This window comes from Rhodococcus sp. NPDC055112 (assembly GCF_053607505.1).
Genome location: NZ_JBSGTR010000058.1, coordinates 1 through 22,847 on the forward strand (window position 1 = coordinate 1; position 22,847 = coordinate 22,847).

Here is a 22,847-nt window from a genome sequence, read left to right on the forward strand (position 1 = left end):
CGGTTCCCGGAGCAAACGCCGAGCGCGTTTCCCGGGAACCGCCCGTTCGTCGTGTCGGATGCGTGCTCAGGCGCGCACGAACAGGCGCATGGACTCCTCGACCACGGCGTCGCGGGACCGCCCGTCGGGGTCGGCCTCGGGGCGCAGCCAGATCGAGGCGTGGTTGAGGATGCCGTGCAGGCAGTGCAGGGCCACGGACGGGTCGGGGCAGTCGAACTCGCCCGCGTCGACACCGAGGTCGACGACGCTGCGGAAGAGCTGGTCGTGGCGACGGCGCATCGCCTTGATCAGCTCGCCGTGGTCCGGTGGCCACGGTGCGGGGAACGAGAACACCTTCCCGACCTCGGGGTAGCGCACGGTGAGGATGTGTAGCTGCTCGGCGATCAGGGTGCGCAGCTGGTCGGCCGCGGATCGGTCAGTGGCCCCGTCGAGCGCCTCGCCCAGGCTGGTCAGAACGTCGGTGGTGAGCTTCTCCAAGGCCTCGGCGACCAGTGCATCCTTGCTCGGAAAATAGTGGTACAGAGTCGCTTTCGCGATATCGGTGCGCTCGGCCACATCCTCGAAACGCATGCCCTGGTATCCGCTGCCGGCGAGGATCTCGAGCGCGGCGGAGATCATCTCCGCCTTGCGGCGATCGCGACGGCGGGCGGCCCGCCCGGCCGGAGCGGCGGGCTCTCCGTCCACGGTCGAAGTCATCGGCAAATCATATCGGGCGTCCGGGGCCGGACCTTCCGCCGCGATGTCGGGCCATTTGGCAACCGTGGAGGCGGTCTTTCGACTCCATGGGTTAAAGTTCGACCCTAGAGTCGATAAATGGCGAAAGGTGCGTCCGATGATCGAGGCGACAGGACACGGGGCCGGCTACTTCGAGCGGGTTTCGGACCATCGGTTCGTCCCGACCCCGCACGCGAGCGGTGCGTGGGCGGCCGACGAGCAGCACTTCAGCCCGGTGGCCGGGTTGGTCGTCCACGAGATCGAGAGGACGCGAGCGAGCGAGGGGCGTCCCGCGCTGCCGATGGGGCGCATCAGTTTCGACATCCTCGGCCGCATCGCGCTCGAGGAGTTCGACGTCCACGTCGAGACCGTGCGGCCCGGCCGGACCATCGAATTGGTCCAGGCCACCGTGGTCATCGCGGGCCGGGCCGTGGTCACCGCCAGGGCCTGGTATCTGGCCGACCTCGACACCGCCGTCGTAGCCGGGGGAGAACCTGCCACGCTGCCGGGCCCCGAGTCCGCCTCGCCATGGCCGATGGGCTCGTTGTGGCCCGGCGGCTACATCGCTTCGCTCGACATCCGGCAGGTCGGCATGCCGAGTGCGGGACGCGCCACGGCCTGGGCGTCGACATCAGTGAATCTGGTGGTGGGCGAGCGGACCGGCAGCCTGGCCTCATTCCTTGCCCTGGTCGATACCGCGAACGGCATCGGAGTGCTAGAGGACCCAGCCAAGTGGATGTTCCCGAACCTGGACCTGACCATCCACCTGTACCGCCAGCCCGAGGGCGAGTGGACCGGGCTCGACACCACCGTCACCTTCGGCTCGACGGGGCAGGGGCTGACGAGCACGATCCTGCACGACGTCCACGGTCCCGTGGGCTGCGCGCAGCAGATCCTCACCGTCCGGCCGCTGCCGGAAGCCGCGGTTCTGACGAGTTAGGGCGCCAGGCCTCGAAACGTGCGGTTCGCAGCCCCGGGTATCGATCATTCCCGGGGGACGAACGAGAAAGGCCCCGCCTGAGGCGGGGCCATTCTCAGCTCGGAGGCTTACGCCAAACCACATGGCGTGACGCACCCTCGCAGGTCCGTCAGATCACGGCACCCTCGAAGAGCACGCTGTACAGTCCGCCGATGACGAACGCCGCGACGTAGAGCGGCCCCCTGATCGGATCTCCGGCACTCGCCCCCGCCTGAAGCCAATTCATGATCTCGATCGAACCCATGTCCCCACTCCTCATGTCATGTCGAACCGATCTCTCGCAACGGTATCGCCATCGCGCGGGCCGAGATTACCGGCAGCAGGCCGGGTCCGAGGGCGAATCCCGGTGTTGAGCATTTGCCCAACGCCCACTTCTCCTGGGCGGATCGAGGCCATTCGGTGAACAGCGGGGAAACAACTGCGGAACAGATCGTGGACGTCTAGGGTCATCTGGAATTTGTCCCTACCGCACCTGAGGTGGCTTGTGTCCTTTCCGCCCACCAATGTCTCCCGTCGCGCCTTTCTGGCCGGCCTGTCCGTACTCGGTGGTGCGAGCCTGCTGCCCGCCGCCGCGAACGCCACCCCCGTCCTGCGCCAGGCCCCCGACGGCGGGGCGGGACTGATCCGCAACCCCGAGTTCGGCAACGGCGTGATGGCCGGGGTGCCGCGCACCGACGGCGCGACATTGTGGACGCGCGTCGGCGCGGCGGGGGGAACCGGCAGCGTCAGTACCGGCAGCATCGGGACGGGCAGCCTCGGCAGCAGCAGCGCCTCGGGCGGCGAATTGGCGTTGGTGGTCTCGAAGCGGGAGGACCTGTCCAGCCCGGTGCTCGCCGAACGGGTTCAGGTACGTGAAGATGCCGATGGCACGGTGCATTTCGATGTGAACGGATTGGCTCCGGGGGAGGCCTACTACTACCAGTTCCGCGGCAACGGGGGCGAGTCGCCGGTCGGTCGTTTCAAGACGCTGCGGCCCGCCGATTCGAACGAGCCGGTCCGCATCGGCTGGTTCACCTGCCAGGGCTTCGAGGAGGGCTACTACGCGGCGCACCGGCATCTCGCCGCGGAGGACCTCGACTTCGTCGTGTGCCTTGGCGACTACGTATACGAGTTCACCAAGCCGGGCGTCCGTGGTGTCGCGACCAATGCGTTCCCGCAGACCATCGACGCCATGCGGGACAAGTACCGCCAGTACCGCACCGACGCGGATCTGCGGATGATGCACAGCCAGCACGCGTTCATCCCGATCTGGGACGACCACGAGTTCCGCAACAACTACAGCAAGGACGGCTGGACTTTCCCGGTGGTCTCGGACCTCGACGCGGCGGTCGGGTTCCAGCAGAAGAAGCAGTGGGCGTGGCAGTCGTGGTTCGAGCACATGCCGGTTCCCCGTTTCGCCAATGACCCGACGCGCACCTACCGCTCGCTGCGGGTGGGTCGGACGGTGGAGCTGTTCGCGCCGGACACCCGCCAGTACCGCGACAAGCAGGCCTGCGGCGACGCCGAACTCGTCGTCTGCGCCGAGGCCGATGCGCCGAGCCGGACCATGCTCGGCGCGGCGCAGAAGCAATGGCTGCTCAACGGCATGACGCAATCCGACGCCCGCTGGAAGGTGATCGCGAATGCCAACATGATGATGGGCATGGTGGTGGAGGACGACGGCGCCCGCGCCTACATGGACACCTGGGACGGCTATGGCGCCGAGAGAACCGAGATCCTGTCCACCGCGGCCCAATCGGTGGAGAACCTGGTCCTGGTGACCGGTGACGACCACGACGGCTGGGCGGGCGAGCTGTGGGACACCGGGTTCGCGCCGGGCACGTCGACCGGTGCCCAGGTGAACGCGCCCGGCACCCGGCGCGCGGGCGTCGAGTTCGTCGTCCCGTCGGTCACCTCCGCCAACACCGGGGATGGCGGCGCCACCGGTAGCAGTGACACGGGCGCGGCGCGGGCCGAAGAGGTGAGCAGGCGCGCCAAGAACCCGCACCTGCGGCACGCCAACATGGTCGATCACGGCTACGGGGTTCTCGAGGTCGACGCGTCCGAGGCGCGCTTCCAGTTCCGGACCGTCGACAAGCTGAATCCGAACTCGGGCGTGGAGACGACGAAGGCGCTGCGCACCCCGGCCGGACAGTCGGTGATCGAGACCCTGTGATCTGTAGCCAGATCACATGAACCGCCGGCACACGTAGCGGAGCGGTGTATCCAGGTCGCCCCTCACCCGTATTCGGGTGAGGGGCGACTTTTCATTGAAGGCCGGTGCAGCCGTCTGGCCGGCCGAGCCCTGCGGTGTTCTGCCGGGCATACTTGCTCGGCGAGGTGCGCTGTATCTGCGGCGGGTCGAGAGGGGTGAGTCGGTGAATCCGAAATCCGAGGCGCGACGGATGCGCATCAACCACTGGAACGACGGGGACAACGTCATCCACTTTCCGGTCAACCCGTTCGAGATCGCGAAAAGCCTTGGCATCGATGTTCGCCGAGTGCACCTCGACGATTCGCTGGCCGGCTTCATCGTGCGGGAGGAGCATGCGGGCCCGGTCGAAATCTATGTGAACAAGTCGGACAGTCCCGTTCGACAGCGGTTCACCGTCGCCCATGAGTTGGGGCACTTTGCGCAGCGGCAGGGGGACAAGGAGCCGATGGGGTTCGTCGATGAGCGCGCCGAACTCGCGTCGGCTGGGGCGGATCCCCATGAGGTCTGGGCGAACAGCTTCGCCGCTGAACTGCTGATGCCTGCTGCCATCGCCAAGAAGTGGTGGGCGAAGGGATCATCCGTCGACGAACTCCGGAGAAAATTCAATGTCTCGACCCCGGCGATGAACTATCGGCTCGCCAACCTGGGCCTGCTGAAATGAGCACGGAGGTAGGCGGCCTGTCGGGGAGCGTCGCAACGACACAGTTGTCGGGAGAGGCCGAGACCGCCCGCGTGTGGCAGGCGTCCGTACTCGAGAAGCTCCAGCGTGCCGAAGAGCTGGAAGGCGAGGCGAAGCGGGCCATGCCTGCTCGCCGACCCGGGGGTGAGGCTCCCGACGGCGACACGAGTGAGAGCTCCGATGCGGAGCAGGACACCCGGACCGCCCTGGAGGCCCAGAAGCTGCGCATCCAGACGTTGAAGGCGGAGAACCGGCAACAGGACATCCGTCTGCGTAAGCGCCTCGCGTACTGGGCGATTGCCTTCGTGGGCGCGCAGCTTGTCGCCTCGAACATCTTCTTCGGCGTGTACATCTTCTCGAACAGGGCCGATGCCAATTCTCAGGTGATGACCGCGTGGCTGGCGGCGTCGGTGATCGAGGTGATCGGCATCTTGCTGGTTATCGCACGCAGTTTGTTCCCGGTGAAGAACGGGAACGGAGGCGGTTCGGCGTCGAAGGCCGAGTAGCAATGCTCCACCACGGCCCCGGACCATCGGAGTCGCCCTGTGGGTTTCGCCTTATGCGGCGAAGGGGAGTTGGTTGCGCAGGAGTTCGGTGTCGGCGAGCTGCCACGCGGCCACATCCTGTGGTGCGGTGAGCATCTCGTCGAGATCCATGTTCGAAGTCTGGTCGAACATGTGTTCGACCACAAGGGTTTCTGCTGCCGGGTCAATCGGCGCTTCGGTCGTGCTCGGCGATTTCGTCGACCGACTGCTGGAATGCCTCGGACGCGCGGGCGAAGTAGTCGAAGAGCAGTTCGCGCTGTTGCGGGGTGTAACTCGCGATGATGTCGCCGATCCTGCGCCGGGCCGGGGTCAGCACTTTGTCGAGGTCGGCGGGTGAGCTGATCGGTTCGACGATGACCTTGCGTCGGTCGCCGGGGTCGGCGGCCCGGCGTACGTAGCCCGCCTGTTCGAGGCGATCGATGAGCCGGGTGGTGGGGCCGGTGGTCAGGCCCGTGCGCCCGCCGAGTTCGCCGGGCGTCATGGCGCCGTTCAGTTCGAGGATGTTCAGTGCGTACAGGTCGGTCGCGCCCAGGTCGACGGCCTTCGCGCCCGCTTGAGCATGCAGCACAACGGAACTCAGATACCGACGGAAGACGGCGCTCGGATCGCTTGCGTGCCGAGGTGTTGACAAGGGTGGCCCTCTCTCATAGTCTCTTCCTTAACGAAGAGAAATCGCCAGAGAAGATAAATCTTCTAAGCAGAGAATAACACGGAGGGCTCTTGCTATGACCATCGTCGATACGGAACCGACCACGTCGGGCAGGTCGCGTCGCCGCACCATTGTTCGGGCGCTCGGCGGGGCCACCCTCGCGCTCGGAGTGACGGCCGCCGGCGGCTATCTGTGGCTGAACCAGACCTCCGAGGTCAAAAACGCCGGCGTTGCCGAGTGCACGACGGTCACCCCCGACGGCGGTTCCAACTCCGACCTGCTGGGGGTGTGCGCGACCTTGAGTGCCATGACTGCGGCGTGGGACCGCAATGACGCCGACGCCTACGGCGCGGTGTTCACCGAGAACGCGAGCTACACCACCTTCATCGGCACCCACTACCAAGGCCGCGGCGATCTGACTGCGGCGCATCGCGCCCTGTTCGCCGGATTCCTGAAGGACACCAAGCTCGCGGACTCCTATCTCGGCGCCCGCTTCTATGGCGGCAACGTGGCCATCGTCACCAGCCGTGGCGACCGCTACGAGAACGACCGTCCGGACGAGCTGTCCAAGACCCAGACCTACACGCTGGTTCGCGAACTGGACGGACAGTGGCGGATCGCCAGCTTCCACAACACGCAGCGGCAGCGGGTGATGGAACGAATCTCGTACCTCTTCGACCCGGAGACCAAGCCGCAGGCGGAGCGATGAAGGCGCTGGTGACCGGTGCGAGCGCAGGCATCGGTCGGGCCTTCGCGATATCGCTCGCGTCGGCGGGCTACTCGGTCACGGCCGTGGCGAGAGACGGCCAGAGGCTCGAAGCGCTGATGGCCGAACTCGGCGACGGCCACCAATTCCTCGTCGCGGACCTCGCCACCGAGGACGGGCTCCGTGTCACGGCGGACATGCTTCGCGGCAGCGGATACTCGCTGCTGGTGAACAATGCCGGAGCTGCCACGCATGGCGGCTTCGCCGACCTTCCGCTCGAATCCGCGCTCACCACGCTGGATCTCAACTGCCGGGCCGTGGTGGTGCTGGCGCATGCTTTCCTCGCCGTCGCTCCTACCGGCAGTGTGCTGGTGAACGTATCCTCCACGCTCGGGCACACTCCGAAGCCCGGCATGAGCGTCTACAGCGCCTCGAAGGCTTTCGTCACGACGTTCTCCGAAACACTGTGGCACGAACAGAAGCCGCGTGGCGTCCAGGTTCTGGCCCTGTGTCCGGGCGTCACCGCCACCTCTTCGCAGACTGCCGCTGACGTGCCGTCCTGGCTGATCCAGTCGCCGCAGCAGGTGGCGGGCAGTGCACGGAAAGCCCTGTCCGGCAACGCTGGGCCCGTCGTGCTCACCAGTCGCGCCAACCGGCTGTTCACCGCCGCGCTGCGACTGCTGCCTCGGCGCACGGCACTGTCCTTCCTTGCGTCGACCTGAAATGCACTCACGCCAACGATTCGAAAGGGCCTCACGATGAACACCACCGACACCACCGCCATCCGTGCACTGATCGAGCTCAGCCAGGACGCCTGGAACCGGGGCGACGGGGCCGCCTATGGCGCCTGCTTCACCGCCGACGCCACCGATGTCACCTACGTCGGCACCGTCTACCGCGGTGGCGGCGAGATCGGCCGGGCCCATCAGGCGCTGTTCGACAGCTTCCTGAAGGGCACCCGCCTCGCCGTCGACATCCTGGAGGTCCGCCGCTACGGCACCGATACGGCTGTAGTCGTGACCCGAGGCGAATCCTCGAAGGGCGCGCCGAAGAAGCTGGGAAAGCTCGCGACCTACACCGTCATTCGTGACGCCGATGGTCAGTGGCGCATTGCGGCAGTGCAGAAGACCCAGCACAAGCCGCTGATGGAGGCGGTGTCCTTCAAGTTCCAGCCCGCCACCCGGCCGGCCGCACACTGACGGCCCGCATCGCACCGGGATCGGTGCCGGGTGCCGTCACGGCACGTAGAACGTGGCGAAACCCGGAGTGACGATCCCGGCCACCGGATTGAGGACCACGACGACCTGCCCGACCCCGGTGTTCACCGTCGCCCCCGCCGGGATCCCGTTCAAACCATCCGACAGGTAGGCGGAGCCGGTCGTGCCGGTCGACAGGTTCATCCACTGCACCTGCGAGGAGAGCGGGCAGCCCCAGCCTCCGGGATTCCCGCCGGTGATCACCACAGCTCCTGGCTGGCCACCGACCACCGCCGCACACCGTGCCGGAAACGCGTCGAAGCTCCCGTTCGGATTCCCGTACGGGGCCGGATTGATCTGAAACGGAACGGTCACCGGAGCCGCCGCCGCAACCCCCGCGGTCGACAACCCCAACGCGGCGACAGAGACGGCACACATACCGAGCGTACGAGCGAGTTTCACAACAGATCTCCTGCGACGCTAGAGGGCCCGGCCCGAACAAAGCCCAGCGTATCGCGCGCGTACTGGACGGTCCGCATGTTGACGGGGCCGGAGTGTCCGGAGAGACTGCCGTGAGGCCGCACTGGGCCGCGCCGCAAGCGTGAGGAAGGTCCCGATCGATGCCGATGCAGCAAGCGCAGGCTCGGATGTTCCTGGTCATGCTCCGTCGGGAGGTCGAAGACCTGGCAGCAGGCATCGAATCGGCCGAGGCTGACGCGGTCCTCGCCCGGCGCTCCGGCAACCTCGACCGCCAGGCCGAACTGCTCGTCAGGGCAGGGGCGCTGGATCGACGCATGTACGAGATGCACCGAATGATCGCCAGGCTGCTGAAGCGGTTCCCCGACGCCGACGACCTCGCGCCCGAGCCCGCCTGACCCAGATCCAACAGCGCGGTGAGCGCTCGTCGTGCTCAGGCGGCCAGCATCGGCCTGCGGCGCGTGTACCGGGCCCCGAACGTCGCCTGCACCTGGATCCACTGCGCCAGCACCTGGCATCCGGTCAGCCCGGCCGCGTCGAGTGGTTCGGTGGCGTATGCGACGTGCCGGCCGCCCCGCGGATTGCTCATCCGCACGCGGCCCCAGGTCAGCCGTGCGGGCAGGTAGCCGAGCACCTCGACCGCGGCGGTGCGCAGTCGCCGCAGGTCGGTGCGCCACTGCCGGATGCTCACCCGGGTCTTGGCCGCATTCTGGAAGCTGTTGTCTCGGAGCAGTTCCCAGAGTTTTCCCAGCCAGGTGCGGGGTTCCCGGAGTGACATCCAGCGCGTGAGGTCCGCGATGTCGCGCACGTAGCTGTCGTCGCTGGCGTTGCAGATCATGTCCTCGGGGTGCCCGACCCACAGGACCGGGATCGAGTCCGGCATCGCGGGCCCCGGCCCGGCGACGCCGTGCCCGCGGCAGTCCGGCACGGCGCCGTCCGGCTGCTCGGGATCGGAGATCAGCCCGACCGCGGCGATGCCGTCCGCGGCCAGGCGTCCCGCGGCGATGTGCCCCAGCACCTCGCGGATGACCGTGCAGCCCTGCGAGTAGCCGATCAGCATCACCGGGCCGTCGGTCTCCGCGACCGCCTCGATCACCCTGCGCACGCCGACGGCGGTGCTCTGCCGGTAGCTGAGCCCACCGACCGCGACGGGGCCGTAGGAGGCGGGGTAGCCGACCCAATGGGCGACGAAGCGGCCGTCGAGCGTGTCGGTGACCTCGCGCAGCAGCCCGGACACCTCGGTGCGGCGGTCATCGGGGTGCGACTCGCCGGTGCCACCGACGGCGAGGACGGTTATCTGCGACATGAGTCCACGATGCCCTCGGCGGGTAAGGATCTGTTCAGGGACGCCTGAGAAGATCCTGGCAATCGGGGTCCGGCGCGGCTTAGGGTCGAGGCCATGACCCGTCCCGCCATCGGTATGGAATACACCGTCCTGGACTGTCCCGATCCGGGCGCGTTGGCCGCCTTCTACGGCGCGGTGCTCGGCTGGGAGGTCACGCGGTCGGACGACCACTGGGTGGTCCTGCAGGGGCCGGGCACCCTCCGGCTGGCGTTCCAGCTCGCGCCCGACTTCGTCCCGGCCGACTGGCCGGCGCAGGGCGTGCGGGTGCACCTGGATCTGCGGATCGACGACATGGATGCCTCCACGAGGTGGGTGCTCGGGTTGGGCGCGGAGCTCGTCGAGGGACCGGCAGACCACCCGGACTTCGCGGTGTTCCGGGATCCGGCCGGGCACTACTTCTGCCTCTGCCTCAACGACTGAGCGGCGACGTTCAGCCTGCCTTCGCGAGCAGCGCGTCCAGCGCCGCGTAGCTGGCGTTCATGCCGTCCTCCATGCCGGACTGCAGCATGCCGTCGCGTTCGGCGGCGGTGAAGTACTGGCTGTCGATGACGACCCTGGTGCGGCCGTCGCCGAGGTCGATGAACTCGACGGAATCGATGCACACGTGCGCGGGCATGCCGTCCCACTCGAAGGAGTAGACGATCCGCTCCTTCGGGGTGATCTCCCGGAACCGCCCCTCGAAGCCGTCGGTGCCGCCCTCGTGGTGCTCGACGAACCGCCAGTGGCCGCCCCGCTCGAATTCCCAGCGCTCGACGTCGAGCGGGTTTCCGCGACCCCACCACTGGGCGAGTAGCTCCGGTTCGGTGTATGCGGCCCAGACCCGATCGCGGGTGGCGTTGAAGATGCGCTCGACGTGAATGTCCCTGTCGCCGGGGGTGGATACGGTCGCGGCGGGGGTGTGTTGCGTGGTCATCGTTACTCCTCCATGCGGTTGAGGAACTGTCCGAGACGGTCCAGGCGGCCCTCGATCTCGAGTTGGTGACCCCGGATCCAGGCGAGCTCGCGGTCGAACGGGTTCGTGCCGAGTCGGCAGTGCCGCACGCGGCCGCGTTTCTCGGTCACGACCATGCCCGCGTCCTCGAGGAGGCGCAGGTGCTTCGTGATGCCGGTGAGGGTCATCTCGAAGCGCTCCGCCAGCTCGCTGACCGTGGCGTCCGTCCGGCCGAGGTGTTCGAGGATCCCGCGCCGGGTGGGATCCGAGAGCGCCGCGAACGAGGCGTCGAGCCGTGAATGCTGAACCATCTAGTTCAGTATCGACTGCGGGTCGGACGGTGTCAATGGACGGAATGACGAGACTCTGGGCGGTAGCGTCCCTTTCATGACTGAAGCAGTGAAGGGTCCGGCGTCTTACTTCCCCTCGATCGAGCAGAAGTACGGCCGACCGATCGCGGAGTGGCAGAACATGATCCGGTCCTCGGACCTGACCAAGCACAAAGAACTCGTCGACTGGCTCAAGGCCGAGTACGGGATGGGGCACGGGCACGCCAACGCCCTGGTCAAGCACACCCTGGACGAGGACGCGGCCGGCTAGATCGGCCGCGGACGCGACGGACCGAGGAGGCGGCGCCGTGCTCCCGCTGTTCGCGTCCGACCCCGCCGCCGGAGCCATCCTCGCGGCGGCGTTCACGGCGTTTGTGCTCTCGGAGTTCTGGATCGGACGTACCCGGCCCGGTAGCGCCGAGCGGGATCAGGATGCGCGCAGCGGGCTCGCGGTCGGGCTGGGGCTGCTGGCCGCCTACGCCGGCGGGCTGGCGATCAGCCTGCTCGTCACGTCGACGGTGATCACCACGGGCGCGGTCTGGTATTTCGTTGCGGGCCTGGCGATCGCGGCCACAGGTCAGGGCATGCGCCTGCGTGCGGTGTACGAACTCGGGGCCGCCTTCACGTTCAAGGTCCAGGTCGCGCCCGGTCAGACGGTGGTGGACACCGGCCTGTACCGGTGGATCCGGCACCCGTCGTACACCGGCGCGCTGATCTGCGCACTGGGGTTCACCATCGCGTACACCAACTGGCTCGCCCCCCTCGCGGTGCTCGGGCTGGTGCTCGGTTACGTGGTGCGGATCCCGCACGAGGAGCGGACGCTGGCCGAGGGTCTCGGTGAGCCCTACCGGCAGTACATGCGCCGGACCAAGCGGCTGATCCCGTTCGTGTTCTAGGCCCCGACCGGATCCGTCTGCCCTCGGCAGACAAATCGATTCGCCACCGCGCCAAGCGGATACAACGGAACACATGACCGCGACACCAGCCCTGACCTACCGAGACCAACTCACCGACCGACTGTTCCGGCAGCGCACCGTGATGCTGACCGGTGAGGTGAACGACGAGATGGCCGAGCGGGCCTGCGCCGAGATGGTGCTGCTCGCCACGGCCGACGCCGAGCGTGACGTCGTCGTCTACATCAACTCACCCGGCGGCTCCGTGCTGGCCGGGCTCGCCATCTACGACACCATGAAGCTGATCCCCAACGACGTGGTGACCGTCGCCCTTGGGTTCGCCGCGAGCATGGGCCAGGTGCTGCTCGCCTCCGGCACCCACGGGAAGCGAATAAGCCTCGCGCACAGCAGGATCATGATGCACCAGCCGTCGGCCGGCATCGGCGGCACGGCGATCGACATCGCCATCCAGGCCGACAACTGGGAGTACATGAAGCGGCAGTCTGAGGAGATCCTGGCGGCCGAGACCGGCCGCACGGTCGAGGAGATCGCCGCGGACAGCGACCGGGACCGCTGGTTCACCCCCGAGCAGGCACGCGAGTACGGGATCGTCGATCACGTGGTCGGATCGTTCGCACAGATCGCGCCGTTCGCGACCGCACGACGGATGGGGCTGTAGTCATGGCGCAGTACGCGATTCCCAGCGTCATCGAGCGGACCCCTGCGGGCGAGCGTTCCTTCGACGTGTTCAGCCGACTGCTCAACGAACGGATCATCTTCCTGGGCACCGAGATCGACGACGGTGTTGCGAACGTGGTGATGGCGCAACTGCTGCACCTCGAGGCGGATGCGCCGGATCGGGAGATCGGCCTGTACATCAACTCGCCGGGCGGCTCGACCACCGCGATGCTCGCCATCTACGACACCATGCAGTTCCTGCGCCCCACGGTCGCCACCTATTGCATGGGTCAGGCGGCGTCGGCCTCGGCGGTGCTGCTCGCCGCGGGCGCGCCGGGGCGCAGGCACGTGCTCGCGCATTCGCGGGTGCTGTTGCATCAACCGTCCGCGCAGGGTCAGGGCACCATCTCCGATCTCGCCCTGCAGGCCGCGGAGGTGCTGCGGGTCCGGTCGCAGACCGAGGAGATCCTGAGCGCGCACACCGGCCAGGACGTGACACGACTGCGCAAGGACACCGATCGCGACCGGATCTTCACCGCCAAGGAGGCGCTCGAGTACGGCCTCGCGGACCAGATCATCGTCTCGAGGGACGCGGCGTAAGAACGGCGGCGCCGATCAGGCGGCCATCAGCTCCACCCGCGGCGCACCGGTCACCCCGTGCTGACCGATGCGCCGCGGGGCCGACAGTCGCCGCACACCCCGGGCCAGCAGGTTTTCCAGCGGCAGGCCGAGCGCGTCGCACACCGAGCGCAGCATCTCCGACGACGGCTCCTTGCGTCCGCGCTCCATCTCGGACAGGTACTGCTTGGACATGCCAACTTTGCGTGCCACGTCGTCGAGGGTGCGGTCCTGATCGCGGCGCTCGTCGCGCAGGATCTCGCCGTAGACCTTCCGCAGCAGGGGAGCGGGCCCGTCGCCGCGGTCGGGGCGTCGGCCTTCGCGTCGCCTGGTGGCGATGTCGACGACGACCGGCCGATCCGCAGCTGTCATGACCGCAAGCCTGCCACCGGTCCGCGGCGACAGGCGCGGTTGTTCGCTGAGGGCTGACCCGGCGACGCGCTCGGGCGTCGCGCGTGGTTCGGTGGCGACCGTCCGTTCCCGGGTGGACAATTCGGCGAGAGCCCGGCCGTCGGGCGCAACGGAAACGGAGACCGCAATGGCACCCGAGAGCACGGACAGCTTCCTCGTGGAACGCTCCCTCGACGTCGCCGCGAGCCCGGCCACGCTGCACGGCCTGATCGAGGACTTCCGCCGCTGGCCCGACTGGTCGCCCTGGGAGGAGCTCGACCCCACCATGACCCGCACGTACGGCGGGGCCGACCGCGGGGTCGGCGCCACCTACGCCTGGTCGGGCAACCGCAAGGCCGGTTCGGGGTCGATGGTCATCACGGAGTCGGTCCCCGGGCAGAAGGTGGTGCTGGACCTGGCGTTCCTCAAGCCGTTCAAGGCCGAGAACGTGACCACCTTCCTGCTGGAGCCGCGCGGTGAGGGCACCACGGTCCGCTGGCAGATGACCGGCAAGAAGACCTGGTTCTTCAAGGTCTTCGGGTTCGTGTTCAGCATGGACAAGATGGTGGGCAAGGACTTCGAGAAGGGCCTGGCCAAGCTGAAGGCCCTCGCCGAGGCCGGATAGGCTCCCGAGCCCGCCACGGCGGGCGCGTCCGCTCCGGGCGTCGGTGATACCTTCCGTCGGTGCCGCGGATGAGTCCCCCTGATGCGCAGACGTACTGGATCTCCACCAAGATCCACAGCGACCAGTTCCTGCTCTACTGCTTCGAGGGCCCGGCCGACCCGACGGCCGCGATCCGCCGCTCGCTCCTCGCGCGCGCTTCGGTCGTCCCGGATCTGCGGCTCAAGGTCCGCGAGGTCCCGTTCCACGCCGACTACCCGCACTGGGTCCCGATGGACGTCGGCGCCGACCACGTGGTGGCCCACGAGCCGCTCGAGAGCTGGCCGGACTGCTTGCGGGCGGTGGGGGAGCTGCTGACCGAACGCCTGGACTCGCGCGAATCACCATGGCGGCTGCACCTTTTCGCGGTCGCGCACGGGGCGCCGCGGTGCGGTGACGCACCCGCGGTGGTCGCGGTGCTGCAGGTCGCGCACGCACTGGCCGACGGGCGAGGCGCCTCCACCCTGGCCCGAGCCCTGTTCGGCGGGCAGGACACCGCGGCGCGGCGGGCGCCGAGCCCCGCGCCGTGGCGTCCGGCCTCGGCGCTCGCCCTGGCGGCCGCCCGATTTCCGGCGCAGCTGGCCGCCCTGCTTGCCGCGGGGGTGCCCGCCCACCGGACCCATCGCGACCTCGAGCGCGACACCGCCGCGGGGGTGCTGCCGCCGCAGCCGCCGAGCCTCCCCAAGGGGCCGACCAACGCCAGGCCGGACGAACGCCGGTCGGTGCGGATGGTGGTCCGCGACGCCGCGGACCTGCGCGGGCCCGGCGTCACCGTCACGGTGGGGGCGATGACCGCGATCTCGCTGGCGCTGACCCGGTACCTGCGGGCGCAGGGGAACGCGGCGGCAGACCTCGCCGCGGAGGTGACGGTCGCCAAGTCCGGGCAGGCGCGGTCGAGGAACCACTTCCGCAACGTCGCGGTCGACCTGCATCCCGGCGTCGCCGATCTGCGGGAACGCGCCGTGGCGATCGCCGCGTCGATGGCATCGCGCCGGGTCCGGGGCGAGCACCCGGCCGCGGCCGCCGCGGACCGCGCGCTGCGCTCCGTTCCCGGTCCGCTGGTGCGGTGGGGCGTCGAGCAGTTCGATTTCGGCGCGATCCCCGACACCGTCACCGGCAACACCGTGGTCTCCAGCGTCGACCGCGGTCCGGCCGACCTGTCCCTCGGCGGCGGACCGGTGCGGTTCACGGCCGGATTCCCGGCGTTGTCCCAGTTCATGGGTCTGACACACGGAGTGCACGGCATCGGTGACACCGTCACGATCGGCGTCAGCACCAGTCCGTCCGTACTGGCCGACCTCGACGCCTACGAGACCATGCTGCGCGAGGCGATAGACGAGGTCAGCGCCGCACTCAGGCCAATCGGGTGGCGAGCCGCGGCGTCCCCGGATACCCTGCATTCGGTGTCGGAAGCTCCGGCAGAGCAGTGACGACTCGACGAGTCATCGAAGGAGTACCCAGATGTCGACTTATATTTACGATGCACTGGTTCCCTATGTCGGACCGGCCGAGGCCGCGAACCTGGCCACCCTGCTGGCCGTCGGACCGTAAGGACCACACACACCCTCACGTGAGGCCCGGTGGAGTTCGCTCCGCCGGGCCTCACGCATGTCCGGCTCCGGGTGGCACGCGAGTGATGCCACGACGGGCCGCCGCGGGGTCGGCGTAACATTCCGACGACGAATCTGGTGTCGAAGGCCCGACGTCGAGGGCCTCGGCTGTCGAAGGGAATCGGATTGAACGCGCACATCGAGCAGCTCGAATTCCAGGCGGAAACCCGTCAGCTGCTGGATCTCATGGTCCACTCGATCTACTCGAACAAGGACTCCTTCCTCCGCGAACTGGTCTCCAACGCCTCGGACGCGCTGGACAAGCTGCGCCTCGAGGCGTTCCGCGACAAGGACCTCGACGCGGACACCTCTGATCTGCACATCGAGATCGAGGTGGACAAGCAGGCGCGCACGCTGACCGTCCGCGACAACGGCATCGGCATGTCCCGCGAGGAGGTCGTCGACCTGATCGGAACGCTGGCCCGCTCCGGCACGGCGGATCTGCGCCGCAAGCTGCGCGAGGCCAAAGACGCAGCCGCAGCCGGGGCGTTGGGTGCTTCCGAAGAGCTGATCGGGCAGTTCGGCATCGGCTTCTACTCGACCTTCATGGTGGCGGACAAGGTCACCCTGCTGACCCGCCGCGCGGGCGAGAGCCAGGCGACTCGCTGGGAGTCGAGCGGCGAGGCCACGTACACGATCGAGACGGTCGACGACGCGCCGCAGGGCAGCTCCGTGACCCTGCACCTCAAGCCCGAGGACTCCGAGGACCACCTGCACGACTACACCTCCGAGCGCAAGATCAAGGAACTGGTCAAGCGCTACTCCGACTTCATCGCGTGGCCGATCCGGATGGACGTCGCGCGCAGCGTGCCGGGGGAGGACGGCGCCGAGGCGACCGTGACCGTCGAATCCGAGACGATCAACTCGATGAAGGCGCTGTGGGCACGCTCGAAGGACGAGGTCTCCGACGAGGAGTACCAGGAGTTCTACCGGCACATCGCGCACGCATGGGACGAGCCGCTCGAGACCATCGCGATGAAGGCGGAGGGCACCTTCGAGTACCAGGCGCTGCTGTTCATCCCGACGCACGCGCCGTTCGACCTCTTCCAGCGCGACGCCAAGACCGGTGTGCAGCTCTACGTCAAGCGCGTGTTCATCATGGACGACTGCGACCAGCTGATCCCCGAGTACCTGCGATTCGTCAAGGGCGTCGTGGACGCACAGGACCTCTCGCTCAACGTCTCCCGCGAGATCCTGCAGCAGGACCGCCAGATCCGGGCCATCCGGCGCAGGCTCACCAAGAAGGTGTTGTCCACCATCAAGGACATCCAGACCGAACGCCCCGAGGACTACCGCACCCTGTGGACCCAGTTCGGCCGCGTGCTCAAGGAGGGCCTGCTGTCCGACACGGACAATCGCGATGCGTTGCTGGGCATCTCGTCGTTCGCGTCCACCAACAGCGAGGACGAGCAGACCACCCTGGACGACTACCTGGCGCGGATGAAGGACGGGCAGGAGCAGATCTACTACGCGACGGGCGAGACGCGGCAGCTGCTCGAGAGCTCGCCGCACATGGAGGCGTTCCGTGCTCGCGGCCTCGAGGTGCTGTTGCTGACCGATCCCGTGGACGAGATGTGGGTCGGCGCGGTGCCCGAATACGAGGGCAAGGTCTTCCAGTCCATCGCCAAGGGCGAGGTCGACCTCGACACCGAGGAGGACAAGAAGGCCAACGAGTCCGAGCGGGAGGAAAAGGAGAAGGACTTCGCGGGCCTGCTCACCTGGATGACCGAGACGCTCAGCGAGCAGGTCAAGCAGGTGCGGCTGTCCACCCGGTTGACCACCTCCCCCGCGTGCATCGTCGGTGACGCGTTCAGCATGTCGCCGACCCTGGAGAAGATGTACCGCGCCTCGGGACAGGTGCTCCCGCCCACCAAGCGGATCCTCGAGCTCAACCCGGAACACCCGCTCGTTGCGGCGCTGCGGACGGCCCAGGCGGAACGCGATGACGATCCCGCGCTGGAGGAGACCGCCGAATTGCTCTACGGGATGGCGCTGCTCGCCGAGGGCGGCGAGCTCGACGACCCCGCGCGGTTCACCGGCATGCTCGCCAACCGACTGGCCCGAACGGTCTAGTCCCCGCGGTCGCCGACGCGCCGCGCCGATCTCGTGGATAGCGAATCGGCGCGGCGCTCCTGCGTTCGTGCGGATACAGTGCGGGTATGTCTGTCGTATACAACGTCTTCGTCGCCATCCACCTGCTCGGCATGGCGGCCATCGTCGGTGGCTACTTCGCCGTGTTGGCGGAACCGCGGGTGTCCGAGGTCATGGTGTGGGGCGCCCGGGTTCAGTTCCTGACCGGCCTGATCATCGTGGGGATCGGCGAGGGTGCGCTGGACAAGGAGTACATCACCGCCAAGATCGCGACCAAGCTGGTGCTCTCGCTCGTGGTGGTCGCGCTCGCCGAGATCGGTCGCGCCAAGCAGAAGCGGGGCGAGGGGAACCCGAACCTTGCGCACGCGGTCGGGGTGCTCGCGATCATCACCGCTCTGATTGCCGCGCTCTGGACGTAGCCGGGGGCACGCACGGCTCCAGGTAGGTCATCTCGGTGAGACCCGAAACCAGAACCCGCACAGAACGACTCGACGAGCTTCCGTTCACCCGTCGGCACGGCAGGTTGCTGGTCGGTTCCGGGATCGGCTGGGCGCTCGACGCGATGGACGTCGGCCTCATCTCGTTCGTGATGGCCGCCCTCGCCGTGCACTGGGACCTGAGCAAGACACAGCTGTCCTGGGTCGGTTCGATCGGCTTCGTCGGGATGGCCATCGGGGCCAGCGTCGGTGGGCTGCTCGCGGACCGGATCGGCCGCAGGCAGGTGTTTGCGGCGACCCTGCTCGTCTACGGGCTCGCCACCGGTGCCACCGCGCTCGCGGGGTCGCTGGCGGTGCTCATCGCGCTCCGGTTCGTTGTCGGGCTCGGGCTGGGCGCCGAGCTGCCGGTCGCGTCGACCCTGGTCAGCGAGTACGCGCCGCGAAAGCAGCGGGGACGCATGGTGGTTGCGCTCGAGGCGTTCTGGGCGGTGGGCTGGATCCTGGCCGCCCTGATCGGCTACTTCGTGATCCCGCTCTCCGACGACGGCTGGCGCTGGGCGCTCGCGGTCGGCATCGTGCCGACCGCGTACGCGGTGGTGGTTCGGATGGGCCTGCCCGAATCGGTGCGCTTCCTCGAGGGCCGCGGCAGGTTTGCCGAGGCCGAGGCGGCCGTGCGGTCCTTCGAGGAGTCGGCGCCGATCCGCAGGGCGCCGGGCGTCGCGACCGACACCGCGACCGAGCCGGAGCGTCCGGATACGCCTGCCAACGACACCGTCGTCGAGTCGATCTGGTCGCCGCGGCTGCGCAGGCGGACGGGCGCGCTGTGGGCGATCTGGTTCTGCATCAACCTGTCCTACTACGGCGCCTTCATCTGGCTGCCGAGCCTGCTGCTCGCGCAGGGCTTCGACCTGGTGAAGTCCTTCCAGTACACGCTGGTCATCACCCTCGCCCAGCTGCCGGGGTACGCGATGGCGGCCTGGCTGATCGAGGCGTGGGGCCGACGCGGCACCCTGGCGACGTTCCTCCTCGGATCCGCGGTCGCGGCAGGCCTGTTCGGGTTGGCGGACTCACCGACGCAGATCGTCGCGGCGGGTATGGCGCTGTCGTTCTTCAATCTCGGCGCGTGGGGCGCGCTGTACGCGATCGGTCCCGAGCTCTACCCCACGACGGTGCGCGGAGCGGGCACCGGCGCGGCGGCGGCATTCGGACGGATCGCGTCCATCATCGCGCCGCTGATCGTGCCGTGGCTGCTGACCGGCGGCGGCAACGGACTGGTGTTCGGGGTGTTCGCGGTGTCCTTCGGGTTCGCCGCAACCGCGACCCTCGCGCTGCCCGAACTCAAGGGTCAGGCGCTGGCCGAGCGCTGACGAACCCGGCCTCCTCTCAGGCCATCTCCGGTACGTGCAGGTGGGCGATGGCCAGTTCGAACTCGCACACCTCGAGGATCTCGCCGCCCATCTCGCGGACCGCTGCTGCTCGGATTTCCTGGGCCAGCTCGCGATTGTTGTCCATCGCCTCGTGGCTGTCGAAGGTCACCGAGGACACCGCACGTCCCGCCGAGTGGTCGACGAGCAGGCTGGCGCTGCAGAACCCCTCGAGGTCCTCCATCGCGGGCATGGACACCATCTTGTAGACGTCGATGGCGTGGTCCATCCGGCCGGGCTCGAGCTTGAGCCACACGGCCCGCACACACGCGCCGTGACTCGAATGGTGGTCGCGGTGAAGGACCGCGATGTCCCAGCGTTCGACCGTGGTGGTGCCACCGAAGACCTTGGCGGCCTCGTCGCGAAGCTGCAGGACGGGCCCCTCGCTCCTGCGCAGCGATTCCTCGTCCATCCAGGAACTGGTGGCGATGCACCGCCCACTGTCGTGGTCGACCAGCATGGACAGTCCCGCGCAGCCCTCGAGTTCGGCGAGTGCAGGCATCACCGTGTCGCGAATATGTTTGATTCCCGCGTCGATGAACGACGGGTGGGCCTGGATAGTGGTTGAGCGTGCAAACACGATCCACCTCCTTGTTCTCGAGGCAGCACCCGGCGGGCGCCACCGGTCAACCCCCCCTCCATGCCTCACCCTCCTCCCACCGGGTGCGCATGGCAATGGTGGATCGACAACGACGAAGGCCCGGCGGAGCGGAGCTCCACCGGGCCTCGGGTCGTGCCGTCTCAGCTCACAGGCCGGGACGCTTGCCCACCGTCAGGGTGACCTCACCGGTGTGCGCGAAGAAGTCGTTGCCCTTGTCGTCGACCACGATGAAGGCCGGAAAGTCCTCGACCTCGATCTTCCAGACCGCCTCCATGCCGAGCTCTTCGTACTCGATGACCTCGACCTTCTTGATGCAGTCGAGCGCCAGCCGCGCGGCGGGCCCGCCGATGGAACCGAGGTAGAAGCCGCCGTGCGTGTCGCAGGCGTCGGTGACCTGCTTGGACCGGTTGCCCTTGGCGAGCATCACCATCGAGCCGCCCGCCGCCTGGAACTGCTCGACGTACGAGTCCATCCGGCCGGCCGTGGTGGGGCCGAACGAGCCGGACGCGAGGCCCTCGGGGGTCTTGGCCGGGCCGGCGTAGTACACCGGGTGGTCCTTGAGGTACTGCGGCATCTCCTCGCCTGCGTCGAGACGTTCCTTGATCTTCGCGTGCGCGATGTCGCGCGCGACGACCAGCGGGCCGGTCAGCGACAGCCGGGTCTTGACCGGGTGCTTCGACAGCTCCGCGAGGATCTCGGGCATCGGCTTGGTGAGGTCGATCTTGACCGCGGCGCCCTTGCCGGTGCCCGAGATGCCGTCGGTCTCGGCGTCGAGCTGGGTGTCGGTGACCTCGGGCAGGAAACGGCCCGGGTTGAACTCGAGCTGCTCGAGGAAGATGCCCTCGGGGGTGATCTTCGCCTTCGCCTGGCGGTCCGCCGAGCAGGAGACGGCGATCGCGACGGGCAGCGACGCACCGTGGCGGGGGAGCCGGACGACGCGGACGTCGTGGCAGAAGTACTTGCCGCCGAACTGCGCACCGATGCCGATCTTCTGGGTGAGCTCGAAGACCTTCTTCTCGAGCTCGTGGTCACGGAAACCACGACCGGTGATCGCGCCCTCGGAGGGCAGCTCGTCGAGGTAGTGCGCGGACGCGTACTTGGCGGTCTTGAGTGCGAACTCGGCGGACGTGCCGCCGACGACGATCGCGAGGTGGTACGGCGGGCAGGCCGCGGTACCGATCGAGCGGATCTTGGCCTCGAGGAACTGCATCATCGAGTCCGGGTTCAGGATCGCCTTCGTCTCCTGGAACAGGTAGGACTTGTTGGCGCTGCCGCCGCCCTTGGCCATGAACAGGAACTTGTACGAGTTCTCGTGGCCCTTGGCCGTGTCCGCGTACAGCTCGACCTGCGCGGGCAGGTTGCTGCCGGTGTTCTTCTCGTCCCACATGGTCACCGGGGCCATCTGCGAGTACCGCAGGTTCAGCTTGGTGAAGGCGTCGTAGACGCCGCGCGAGATGGCCTGCTCGTCGTCACCGGGGGTGAGGACCTGCTGGCCGCGCTTGCCCATCACGATGGCGGTGCCGGTGTCCTGGCACATCGGCAGCACGCCTGCCGCGGCGATGTTCGCGTTCTTGAGCAGGTCGAGCGCCACGAACTTGTCGTTGTTCGAGGCCTCCGGGTCGTCCAGGATGCTCGCGAGCTGCGTCAGGTGGTCGGTGCGCAGGTAGTGCGAGATGTCGTGGAGCGCGGTCTCGGTGAGCAGCCGCAGCGCCTCGGGCTCGACGTTCAGGAAGGTGCGCCCGTCCGGTCCCTCGACGGTGGACACCCCCTCGGTGGTCAGCAGCCGGTACTCGGTGGTGTCGTCACCGATCGGCAGCAGGTCCTCATAGAGGAAGTCGGCCATCATCTCTCCTGTACACGGGGCGTGCGATGCACGTTCAGGCTAGCGGCGCGGCTCCCGCGCCCCGACCCGGGGGCGGGAACGAGCCCGTCGCCCGCGCGGGCGGTCCGTACACTTGACGAATGCACACCCACCCCAGGCTGCACGCCTACCTCGACGTCGCCGTCGTGGTGCTGGTCCTGGTGGGAACCAACCTGATCGCACACTTCACCAACGCATGGGCGAGCATCGCCACCGTGCCGATCGCCGCGGTCGTGCTGGTCGCCATGATCCGCCGCCGGGGCCTGGGCTGGTCTGAACTGGGCCTGTCGCGGCGGCACTGGCGCACCGGATCGCTCTACGCGCTCGCCGCGGTCGGGCTGGTCGTCGCGGTCGTCGCGATCGGGGCCCTGCTCCCGATCACCCGGCCGTTCTTCATGGCCGATCGCTACGCCACCATCTCGGGCGCCCTGATCGCGTCGATGATCGTCATCCCGTTGCAGACCGTGATCCCGGAGGAACTCGCGTTCCGGGGGGTGCTGCACGGCACCCTGGATCGTGCCTGGGGTGCGCGCGGGGTGTTCGCCGCGGGGTCGCTGCTCTTCGGCCTGTGGCACATCGCGTCGTCGCTGGGGCTGACGAGCGGGAACCGCGGGCTCACCGGGATCCTCGGCGGTGGGGTGTGGGGGCAGGTGCTCGGGATCGCGGGCGCGGTGCTCGCCACCGCCGCGGCGGGATTCGTCTTCACCTGGCTGCGCAGCCGCAGCGGCAGCCTCATCGCACCGATCGCGCTGCACTGGTCGCTGAACGGGGCAGGAGCGCTCGCCGCCGCCGTGGTGTGGCAGATGTCCGTGGCCTGACCTCGGTCCGACGCCCAGGTC

29 protein-coding genes are annotated in these 22,847 nt (G+C 68.2%); 19 read left to right on the forward strand and 10 right to left on the reverse strand.

What is annotated here, in order from left to right; genetic code table 11:
• Window positions 1-66: 66 nt before the first annotated feature.
• Window positions 67-696 (reverse strand): TetR/AcrR family transcriptional regulator, encoded by a 630-nt coding sequence (locus ACWFRB_RS21115; protein ID WP_452643217.1) that lies wholly within the window; start codon window positions 694-696, stop codon window positions 67-69.
• A gap of 136 nt (window positions 697-832) precedes the next feature.
• On the opposite strand from ACWFRB_RS21115, the gene ACWFRB_RS21120 reads away from it, so the two are divergent.
• Window positions 833-1,654, forward strand: a complete 822-nt coding sequence (locus ACWFRB_RS21120; protein WP_452643218.1) for a thioesterase family protein — start codon at window positions 833-835, stop codon at window positions 1,652-1,654.
• 148 nt (window positions 1,655-1,802) lie between these two features.
• Here the strand turns inward: ACWFRB_RS21120 and ACWFRB_RS21125 are convergent, their stop codons facing one another.
• Window positions 1,803-1,937, reverse strand: coding sequence for a hypothetical protein (locus tag ACWFRB_RS21125; RefSeq protein ID WP_452643219.1), 135 nt, complete (start codon window positions 1,935-1,937; stop codon window positions 1,803-1,805).
• A gap of 240 nt (window positions 1,938-2,177) precedes the next feature.
• Between ACWFRB_RS21125 and ACWFRB_RS21130 the strand changes: the two genes are divergently transcribed.
• The 3 genes from ACWFRB_RS21130 (at window position 2,178) to ACWFRB_RS21140 (ending at window position 5,072) form a co-directional block, all read left to right on the forward strand.
• The gene (locus ACWFRB_RS21130) at window positions 2,178-3,848 is read left to right on the forward strand and encodes an alkaline phosphatase D family protein (protein ID WP_452643220.1); all 1,671 of its coding nucleotides are present in this window, start codon (window positions 2,178-2,180) and stop codon (window positions 3,846-3,848) included.
• Window positions 3,849-4,050: 202 nt separating this feature from the next.
• Entirely contained in the window at window positions 4,051-4,548 is a 498-nt protein-coding gene (locus ACWFRB_RS21135) for an ImmA/IrrE family metallo-endopeptidase (protein ID WP_452643221.1), read from the forward strand.
• Window positions 4,549-4,619: 71 nt separating this feature from the next.
• Entirely contained in the window at window positions 4,620-5,072 is a 453-nt protein-coding gene (locus ACWFRB_RS21140) for a hypothetical protein (protein ID WP_452643222.1), read from the forward strand.
• A gap of 202 nt (window positions 5,073-5,274) precedes the next feature.
• Here the strand turns inward: ACWFRB_RS21140 and ACWFRB_RS21145 are convergent, their stop codons facing one another.
• Window positions 5,275-5,679, reverse strand: a complete 405-nt coding sequence (locus tag ACWFRB_RS21145; RefSeq protein ID WP_452643223.1) for a MarR family winged helix-turn-helix transcriptional regulator — start codon at window positions 5,677-5,679, stop codon at window positions 5,275-5,277.
• A 157-nt stretch (window positions 5,680-5,836) separates the two neighbouring features.
• Here ACWFRB_RS21145 and ACWFRB_RS21150 point away from each other — a divergent pair, with 157 nt between their 5' ends.
• Genes ACWFRB_RS21150 through ACWFRB_RS21160 form a run of 3 tightly spaced genes read left to right on the forward strand, consistent with a single transcriptional unit; the run spans window position 5,837 to window position 7,665 of the window.
• Window positions 5,837-6,469, forward strand: coding sequence for an SgcJ/EcaC family oxidoreductase (locus ACWFRB_RS21150; protein ID WP_452643224.1), 633 nt, complete (start codon window positions 5,837-5,839; stop codon window positions 6,467-6,469).
• On the forward strand, window positions 6,466-7,188 hold the full coding sequence (locus ACWFRB_RS21155; protein ID WP_452643225.1) for an SDR family NAD(P)-dependent oxidoreductase: 723 nt from the start codon (window positions 6,466-6,468) through the stop codon (window positions 7,186-7,188). Before ACWFRB_RS21150 ends, ACWFRB_RS21155 begins: the two co-directional genes overlap by 4 nt.
• Before the next feature lie 36 nt (window positions 7,189-7,224).
• Window positions 7,225-7,665, forward strand: coding sequence for an SgcJ/EcaC family oxidoreductase (locus tag ACWFRB_RS21160; RefSeq protein ID WP_452643226.1), 441 nt, complete (start codon window positions 7,225-7,227; stop codon window positions 7,663-7,665).
• A 36-nt stretch (window positions 7,666-7,701) separates the two neighbouring features.
• Here the strand turns inward: ACWFRB_RS21160 and ACWFRB_RS21165 are convergent, their stop codons facing one another.
• Window positions 7,702-8,124, reverse strand: a complete 423-nt coding sequence (locus ACWFRB_RS21165; RefSeq protein ID WP_452643227.1) for a hypothetical protein — start codon at window positions 8,122-8,124, stop codon at window positions 7,702-7,704.
• Between the two features lie 158 nt (window positions 8,125-8,282).
• On the opposite strand from ACWFRB_RS21165, the gene ACWFRB_RS21170 reads away from it, so the two are divergent.
• Window positions 8,283-8,537 (forward strand): hypothetical protein, encoded by a 255-nt coding sequence (locus ACWFRB_RS21170; protein WP_452643228.1) that lies wholly within the window; start codon window positions 8,283-8,285, stop codon window positions 8,535-8,537.
• A 35-nt stretch (window positions 8,538-8,572) separates the two neighbouring features.
• Here the strand turns inward: ACWFRB_RS21170 and ACWFRB_RS21175 are convergent, their stop codons facing one another.
• Window positions 8,573-9,445 carry a cutinase family protein gene (locus ACWFRB_RS21175; RefSeq protein ID WP_452643229.1) on the reverse strand — a complete coding sequence of 291 codons (873 nt, stop codon included), beginning with the start codon at window positions 9,443-9,445 and terminating at the stop codon, window positions 8,573-8,575.
• A 93-nt stretch (window positions 9,446-9,538) separates the two neighbouring features.
• Between ACWFRB_RS21175 and ACWFRB_RS21180 the strand changes: the two genes are divergently transcribed.
• Window positions 9,539-9,904, forward strand: a complete 366-nt coding sequence (locus tag ACWFRB_RS21180) for a VOC family protein (RefSeq protein ID WP_452643230.1) — start codon at window positions 9,539-9,541, stop codon at window positions 9,902-9,904.
• Between the two features lie 10 nt (window positions 9,905-9,914).
• Here ACWFRB_RS21180 and ACWFRB_RS21185 read toward each other — a convergent pair whose 3' ends face one another.
• Together ACWFRB_RS21185 and ACWFRB_RS21190 are read right to left on the reverse strand one after the other, a co-directional pair.
• On the reverse strand, window positions 9,915-10,397 hold the full coding sequence (locus ACWFRB_RS21185) for an SRPBCC domain-containing protein (RefSeq protein WP_452643231.1): 483 nt from the start codon (window positions 10,395-10,397) through the stop codon (window positions 9,915-9,917).
• Window positions 10,398-10,399: 2 nt separating this feature from the next.
• The gene (locus tag ACWFRB_RS21190) at window positions 10,400-10,726 is read right to left on the reverse strand and encodes an ArsR/SmtB family transcription factor (RefSeq protein WP_077042503.1); all 327 of its coding nucleotides are present in this window, start codon (window positions 10,724-10,726) and stop codon (window positions 10,400-10,402) included.
• A gap of 76 nt (window positions 10,727-10,802) precedes the next feature.
• Between ACWFRB_RS21190 and ACWFRB_RS21195 the strand changes: the two genes are divergently transcribed.
• The 4 genes from ACWFRB_RS21195 to ACWFRB_RS21210 are packed head-to-tail and all read left to right on the forward strand — an operon-like array spanning window position 10,803 to window position 12,915.
• Window positions 10,803-11,015 (forward strand): DUF4287 domain-containing protein, encoded by a 213-nt coding sequence (locus tag ACWFRB_RS21195; protein ID WP_452643232.1) that lies wholly within the window; start codon window positions 10,803-10,805, stop codon window positions 11,013-11,015.
• Window positions 11,016-11,052: 37 nt separating this feature from the next.
• Window positions 11,053-11,640 carry a methyltransferase family protein gene (locus ACWFRB_RS21200; protein ID WP_452643233.1) on the forward strand — a complete coding sequence of 196 codons (588 nt, stop codon included), beginning with the start codon at window positions 11,053-11,055 and terminating at the stop codon, window positions 11,638-11,640.
• A 34-nt stretch (window positions 11,641-11,674) separates the two neighbouring features.
• Complete coding sequence (locus tag ACWFRB_RS21205) at window positions 11,675-12,316, forward strand: ClpP family protease (protein WP_452643256.1); 642 nt, start codon at window positions 11,675-11,677, stop codon at window positions 12,314-12,316.
• Window positions 12,317-12,318: 2 nt separating this feature from the next.
• Window positions 12,319-12,915: an ATP-dependent Clp protease proteolytic subunit gene (locus ACWFRB_RS21210; protein WP_452643234.1), complete on the forward strand. Its 597-nt coding sequence runs from the start codon at window positions 12,319-12,321 to the stop codon at window positions 12,913-12,915.
• Between the two features lie 15 nt (window positions 12,916-12,930).
• Here the strand turns inward: ACWFRB_RS21210 and ACWFRB_RS21215 are convergent, their stop codons facing one another.
• Window positions 12,931-13,305 carry a helix-turn-helix domain-containing protein gene (locus ACWFRB_RS21215; RefSeq protein ID WP_452643235.1) on the reverse strand — a complete coding sequence of 125 codons (375 nt, stop codon included), beginning with the start codon at window positions 13,303-13,305 and terminating at the stop codon, window positions 12,931-12,933.
• Window positions 13,306-13,471: 166 nt separating this feature from the next.
• Between ACWFRB_RS21215 and ACWFRB_RS21220 the strand changes: the two genes are divergently transcribed.
• The 5 genes from ACWFRB_RS21220 (at window position 13,472) to ACWFRB_RS21240 (ending at window position 19,489) form a co-directional block, all read left to right on the forward strand.
• Window positions 13,472-13,948 (forward strand): SRPBCC family protein, encoded by a 477-nt coding sequence (locus tag ACWFRB_RS21220; RefSeq protein ID WP_452643236.1) that lies wholly within the window; start codon window positions 13,472-13,474, stop codon window positions 13,946-13,948.
• Window positions 13,949-14,016: 68 nt separating this feature from the next.
• Window positions 14,017-15,414 carry a WS/DGAT domain-containing protein gene (locus ACWFRB_RS21225; protein ID WP_452643237.1) on the forward strand — a complete coding sequence of 466 codons (1,398 nt, stop codon included), beginning with the start codon at window positions 14,017-14,019 and terminating at the stop codon, window positions 15,412-15,414.
• Window positions 15,415-15,720: 306 nt separating this feature from the next.
• Complete coding sequence (gene htpG, locus ACWFRB_RS21230) at window positions 15,721-17,667, forward strand: molecular chaperone HtpG (protein ID WP_452643238.1); 1,947 nt, start codon at window positions 15,721-15,723, stop codon at window positions 17,665-17,667.
• An 86-nt stretch (window positions 17,668-17,753) separates the two neighbouring features.
• The gene (locus tag ACWFRB_RS21235) at window positions 17,754-18,104 is read left to right on the forward strand and encodes a hypothetical protein (protein ID WP_027502953.1); all 351 of its coding nucleotides are present in this window, start codon (window positions 17,754-17,756) and stop codon (window positions 18,102-18,104) included.
• 35 nt (window positions 18,105-18,139) lie between these two features.
• On the forward strand, window positions 18,140-19,489 hold the full coding sequence (locus ACWFRB_RS21240; protein ID WP_452643239.1) for an MFS transporter: 1,350 nt from the start codon (window positions 18,140-18,142) through the stop codon (window positions 19,487-19,489).
• A 16-nt stretch (window positions 19,490-19,505) separates the two neighbouring features.
• On the opposite strand, the gene ACWFRB_RS21245 is transcribed toward ACWFRB_RS21240, so the two are convergent.
• Complete coding sequence (locus tag ACWFRB_RS21245) at window positions 19,506-20,126, reverse strand: hypothetical protein (RefSeq protein ID WP_452643240.1); 621 nt, start codon at window positions 20,124-20,126, stop codon at window positions 19,506-19,508.
• Window positions 20,127-20,292: 166 nt separating this feature from the next.
• Complete coding sequence (locus tag ACWFRB_RS21250; RefSeq protein ID WP_452643241.1) at window positions 20,293-21,990, reverse strand: fumarate hydratase; 1,698 nt, start codon at window positions 21,988-21,990, stop codon at window positions 20,293-20,295.
• 119 nt (window positions 21,991-22,109) lie between these two features.
• Here ACWFRB_RS21250 and ACWFRB_RS21255 point away from each other — a divergent pair, with 119 nt between their 5' ends.
• Window positions 22,110-22,826: a CPBP family intramembrane glutamic endopeptidase gene (locus tag ACWFRB_RS21255; RefSeq protein WP_452643242.1), complete on the forward strand. Its 717-nt coding sequence runs from the start codon at window positions 22,110-22,112 to the stop codon at window positions 22,824-22,826.
• Window positions 22,827-22,847: the final 21 nt, after the last annotated feature.

Excerpts from the sequence above, each read along its gene's own strand:
- ACWFRB_RS21115 (WP_452643217.1), bottom strand. The coding sequence starts at position 696 with ATGACTTCGACCGTGGACGGAGAGCCCGCCGCTCCGGCCGGGCGGGCC.
- ACWFRB_RS21120 (WP_452643218.1), top strand. The coding sequence starts at position 833 with ATGATCGAGGCGACAGGACACGGGGCCGGCTACTTCGAGCGGGTTTCG.
- ACWFRB_RS21125 (WP_452643219.1), bottom strand. The coding sequence starts at position 1,937 with ATGGGTTCGATCGAGATCATGAATTGGCTTCAGGCGGGGGCGAGTGCC.
- ACWFRB_RS21150 (WP_452643224.1), top strand. The coding sequence starts at position 5,837 with ATGACCATCGTCGATACGGAACCGACCACGTCGGGCAGGTCGCGTCGC.
- ACWFRB_RS21155 (WP_452643225.1), top strand. The coding sequence starts at position 6,466 with ATGAAGGCGCTGGTGACCGGTGCGAGCGCAGGCATCGGTCGGGCCTTC.
- ACWFRB_RS21160 (WP_452643226.1), top strand. The coding sequence starts at position 7,225 with ATGAACACCACCGACACCACCGCCATCCGTGCACTGATCGAGCTCAGC.
- ACWFRB_RS21170 (WP_452643228.1), top strand. The coding sequence starts at position 8,283 with ATGCCGATGCAGCAAGCGCAGGCTCGGATGTTCCTGGTCATGCTCCGT.
- ACWFRB_RS21175 (WP_452643229.1), bottom strand. The coding sequence starts at position 9,445 with ATGTCGCAGATAACCGTCCTCGCCGTCGGTGGCACCGGCGAGTCGCAC.
- ACWFRB_RS21180 (WP_452643230.1), top strand. The coding sequence starts at position 9,539 with ATGACCCGTCCCGCCATCGGTATGGAATACACCGTCCTGGACTGTCCC.
- ACWFRB_RS21185 (WP_452643231.1), bottom strand. The coding sequence starts at position 10,397 with ATGACCACGCAACACACCCCCGCCGCGACCGTATCCACCCCCGGCGAC.
- ACWFRB_RS21190 (WP_077042503.1), bottom strand. The coding sequence starts at position 10,726 with ATGGTTCAGCATTCACGGCTCGACGCCTCGTTCGCGGCGCTCTCGGAT.
- ACWFRB_RS21195 (WP_452643232.1), top strand. The coding sequence starts at position 10,803 with ATGACTGAAGCAGTGAAGGGTCCGGCGTCTTACTTCCCCTCGATCGAG.
- ACWFRB_RS21210 (WP_452643234.1), top strand. The coding sequence starts at position 12,319 with ATGGCGCAGTACGCGATTCCCAGCGTCATCGAGCGGACCCCTGCGGGC.
- ACWFRB_RS21215 (WP_452643235.1), bottom strand. The coding sequence starts at position 13,305 with ATGACAGCTGCGGATCGGCCGGTCGTCGTCGACATCGCCACCAGGCGA.
- ACWFRB_RS21220 (WP_452643236.1), top strand. The coding sequence starts at position 13,472 with ATGGCACCCGAGAGCACGGACAGCTTCCTCGTGGAACGCTCCCTCGAC.
- ACWFRB_RS21225 (WP_452643237.1), top strand. The coding sequence starts at position 14,017 with ATGAGTCCCCCTGATGCGCAGACGTACTGGATCTCCACCAAGATCCAC.
- ACWFRB_RS21235 (WP_027502953.1), top strand. The coding sequence starts at position 17,754 with ATGTCTGTCGTATACAACGTCTTCGTCGCCATCCACCTGCTCGGCATG.
- ACWFRB_RS21250 (WP_452643241.1), bottom strand. The coding sequence starts at position 21,990 with ATGGCCGACTTCCTCTATGAGGACCTGCTGCCGATCGGTGACGACACC.
- ACWFRB_RS21255 (WP_452643242.1), top strand. The coding sequence starts at position 22,110 with ATGCACACCCACCCCAGGCTGCACGCCTACCTCGACGTCGCCGTCGTG.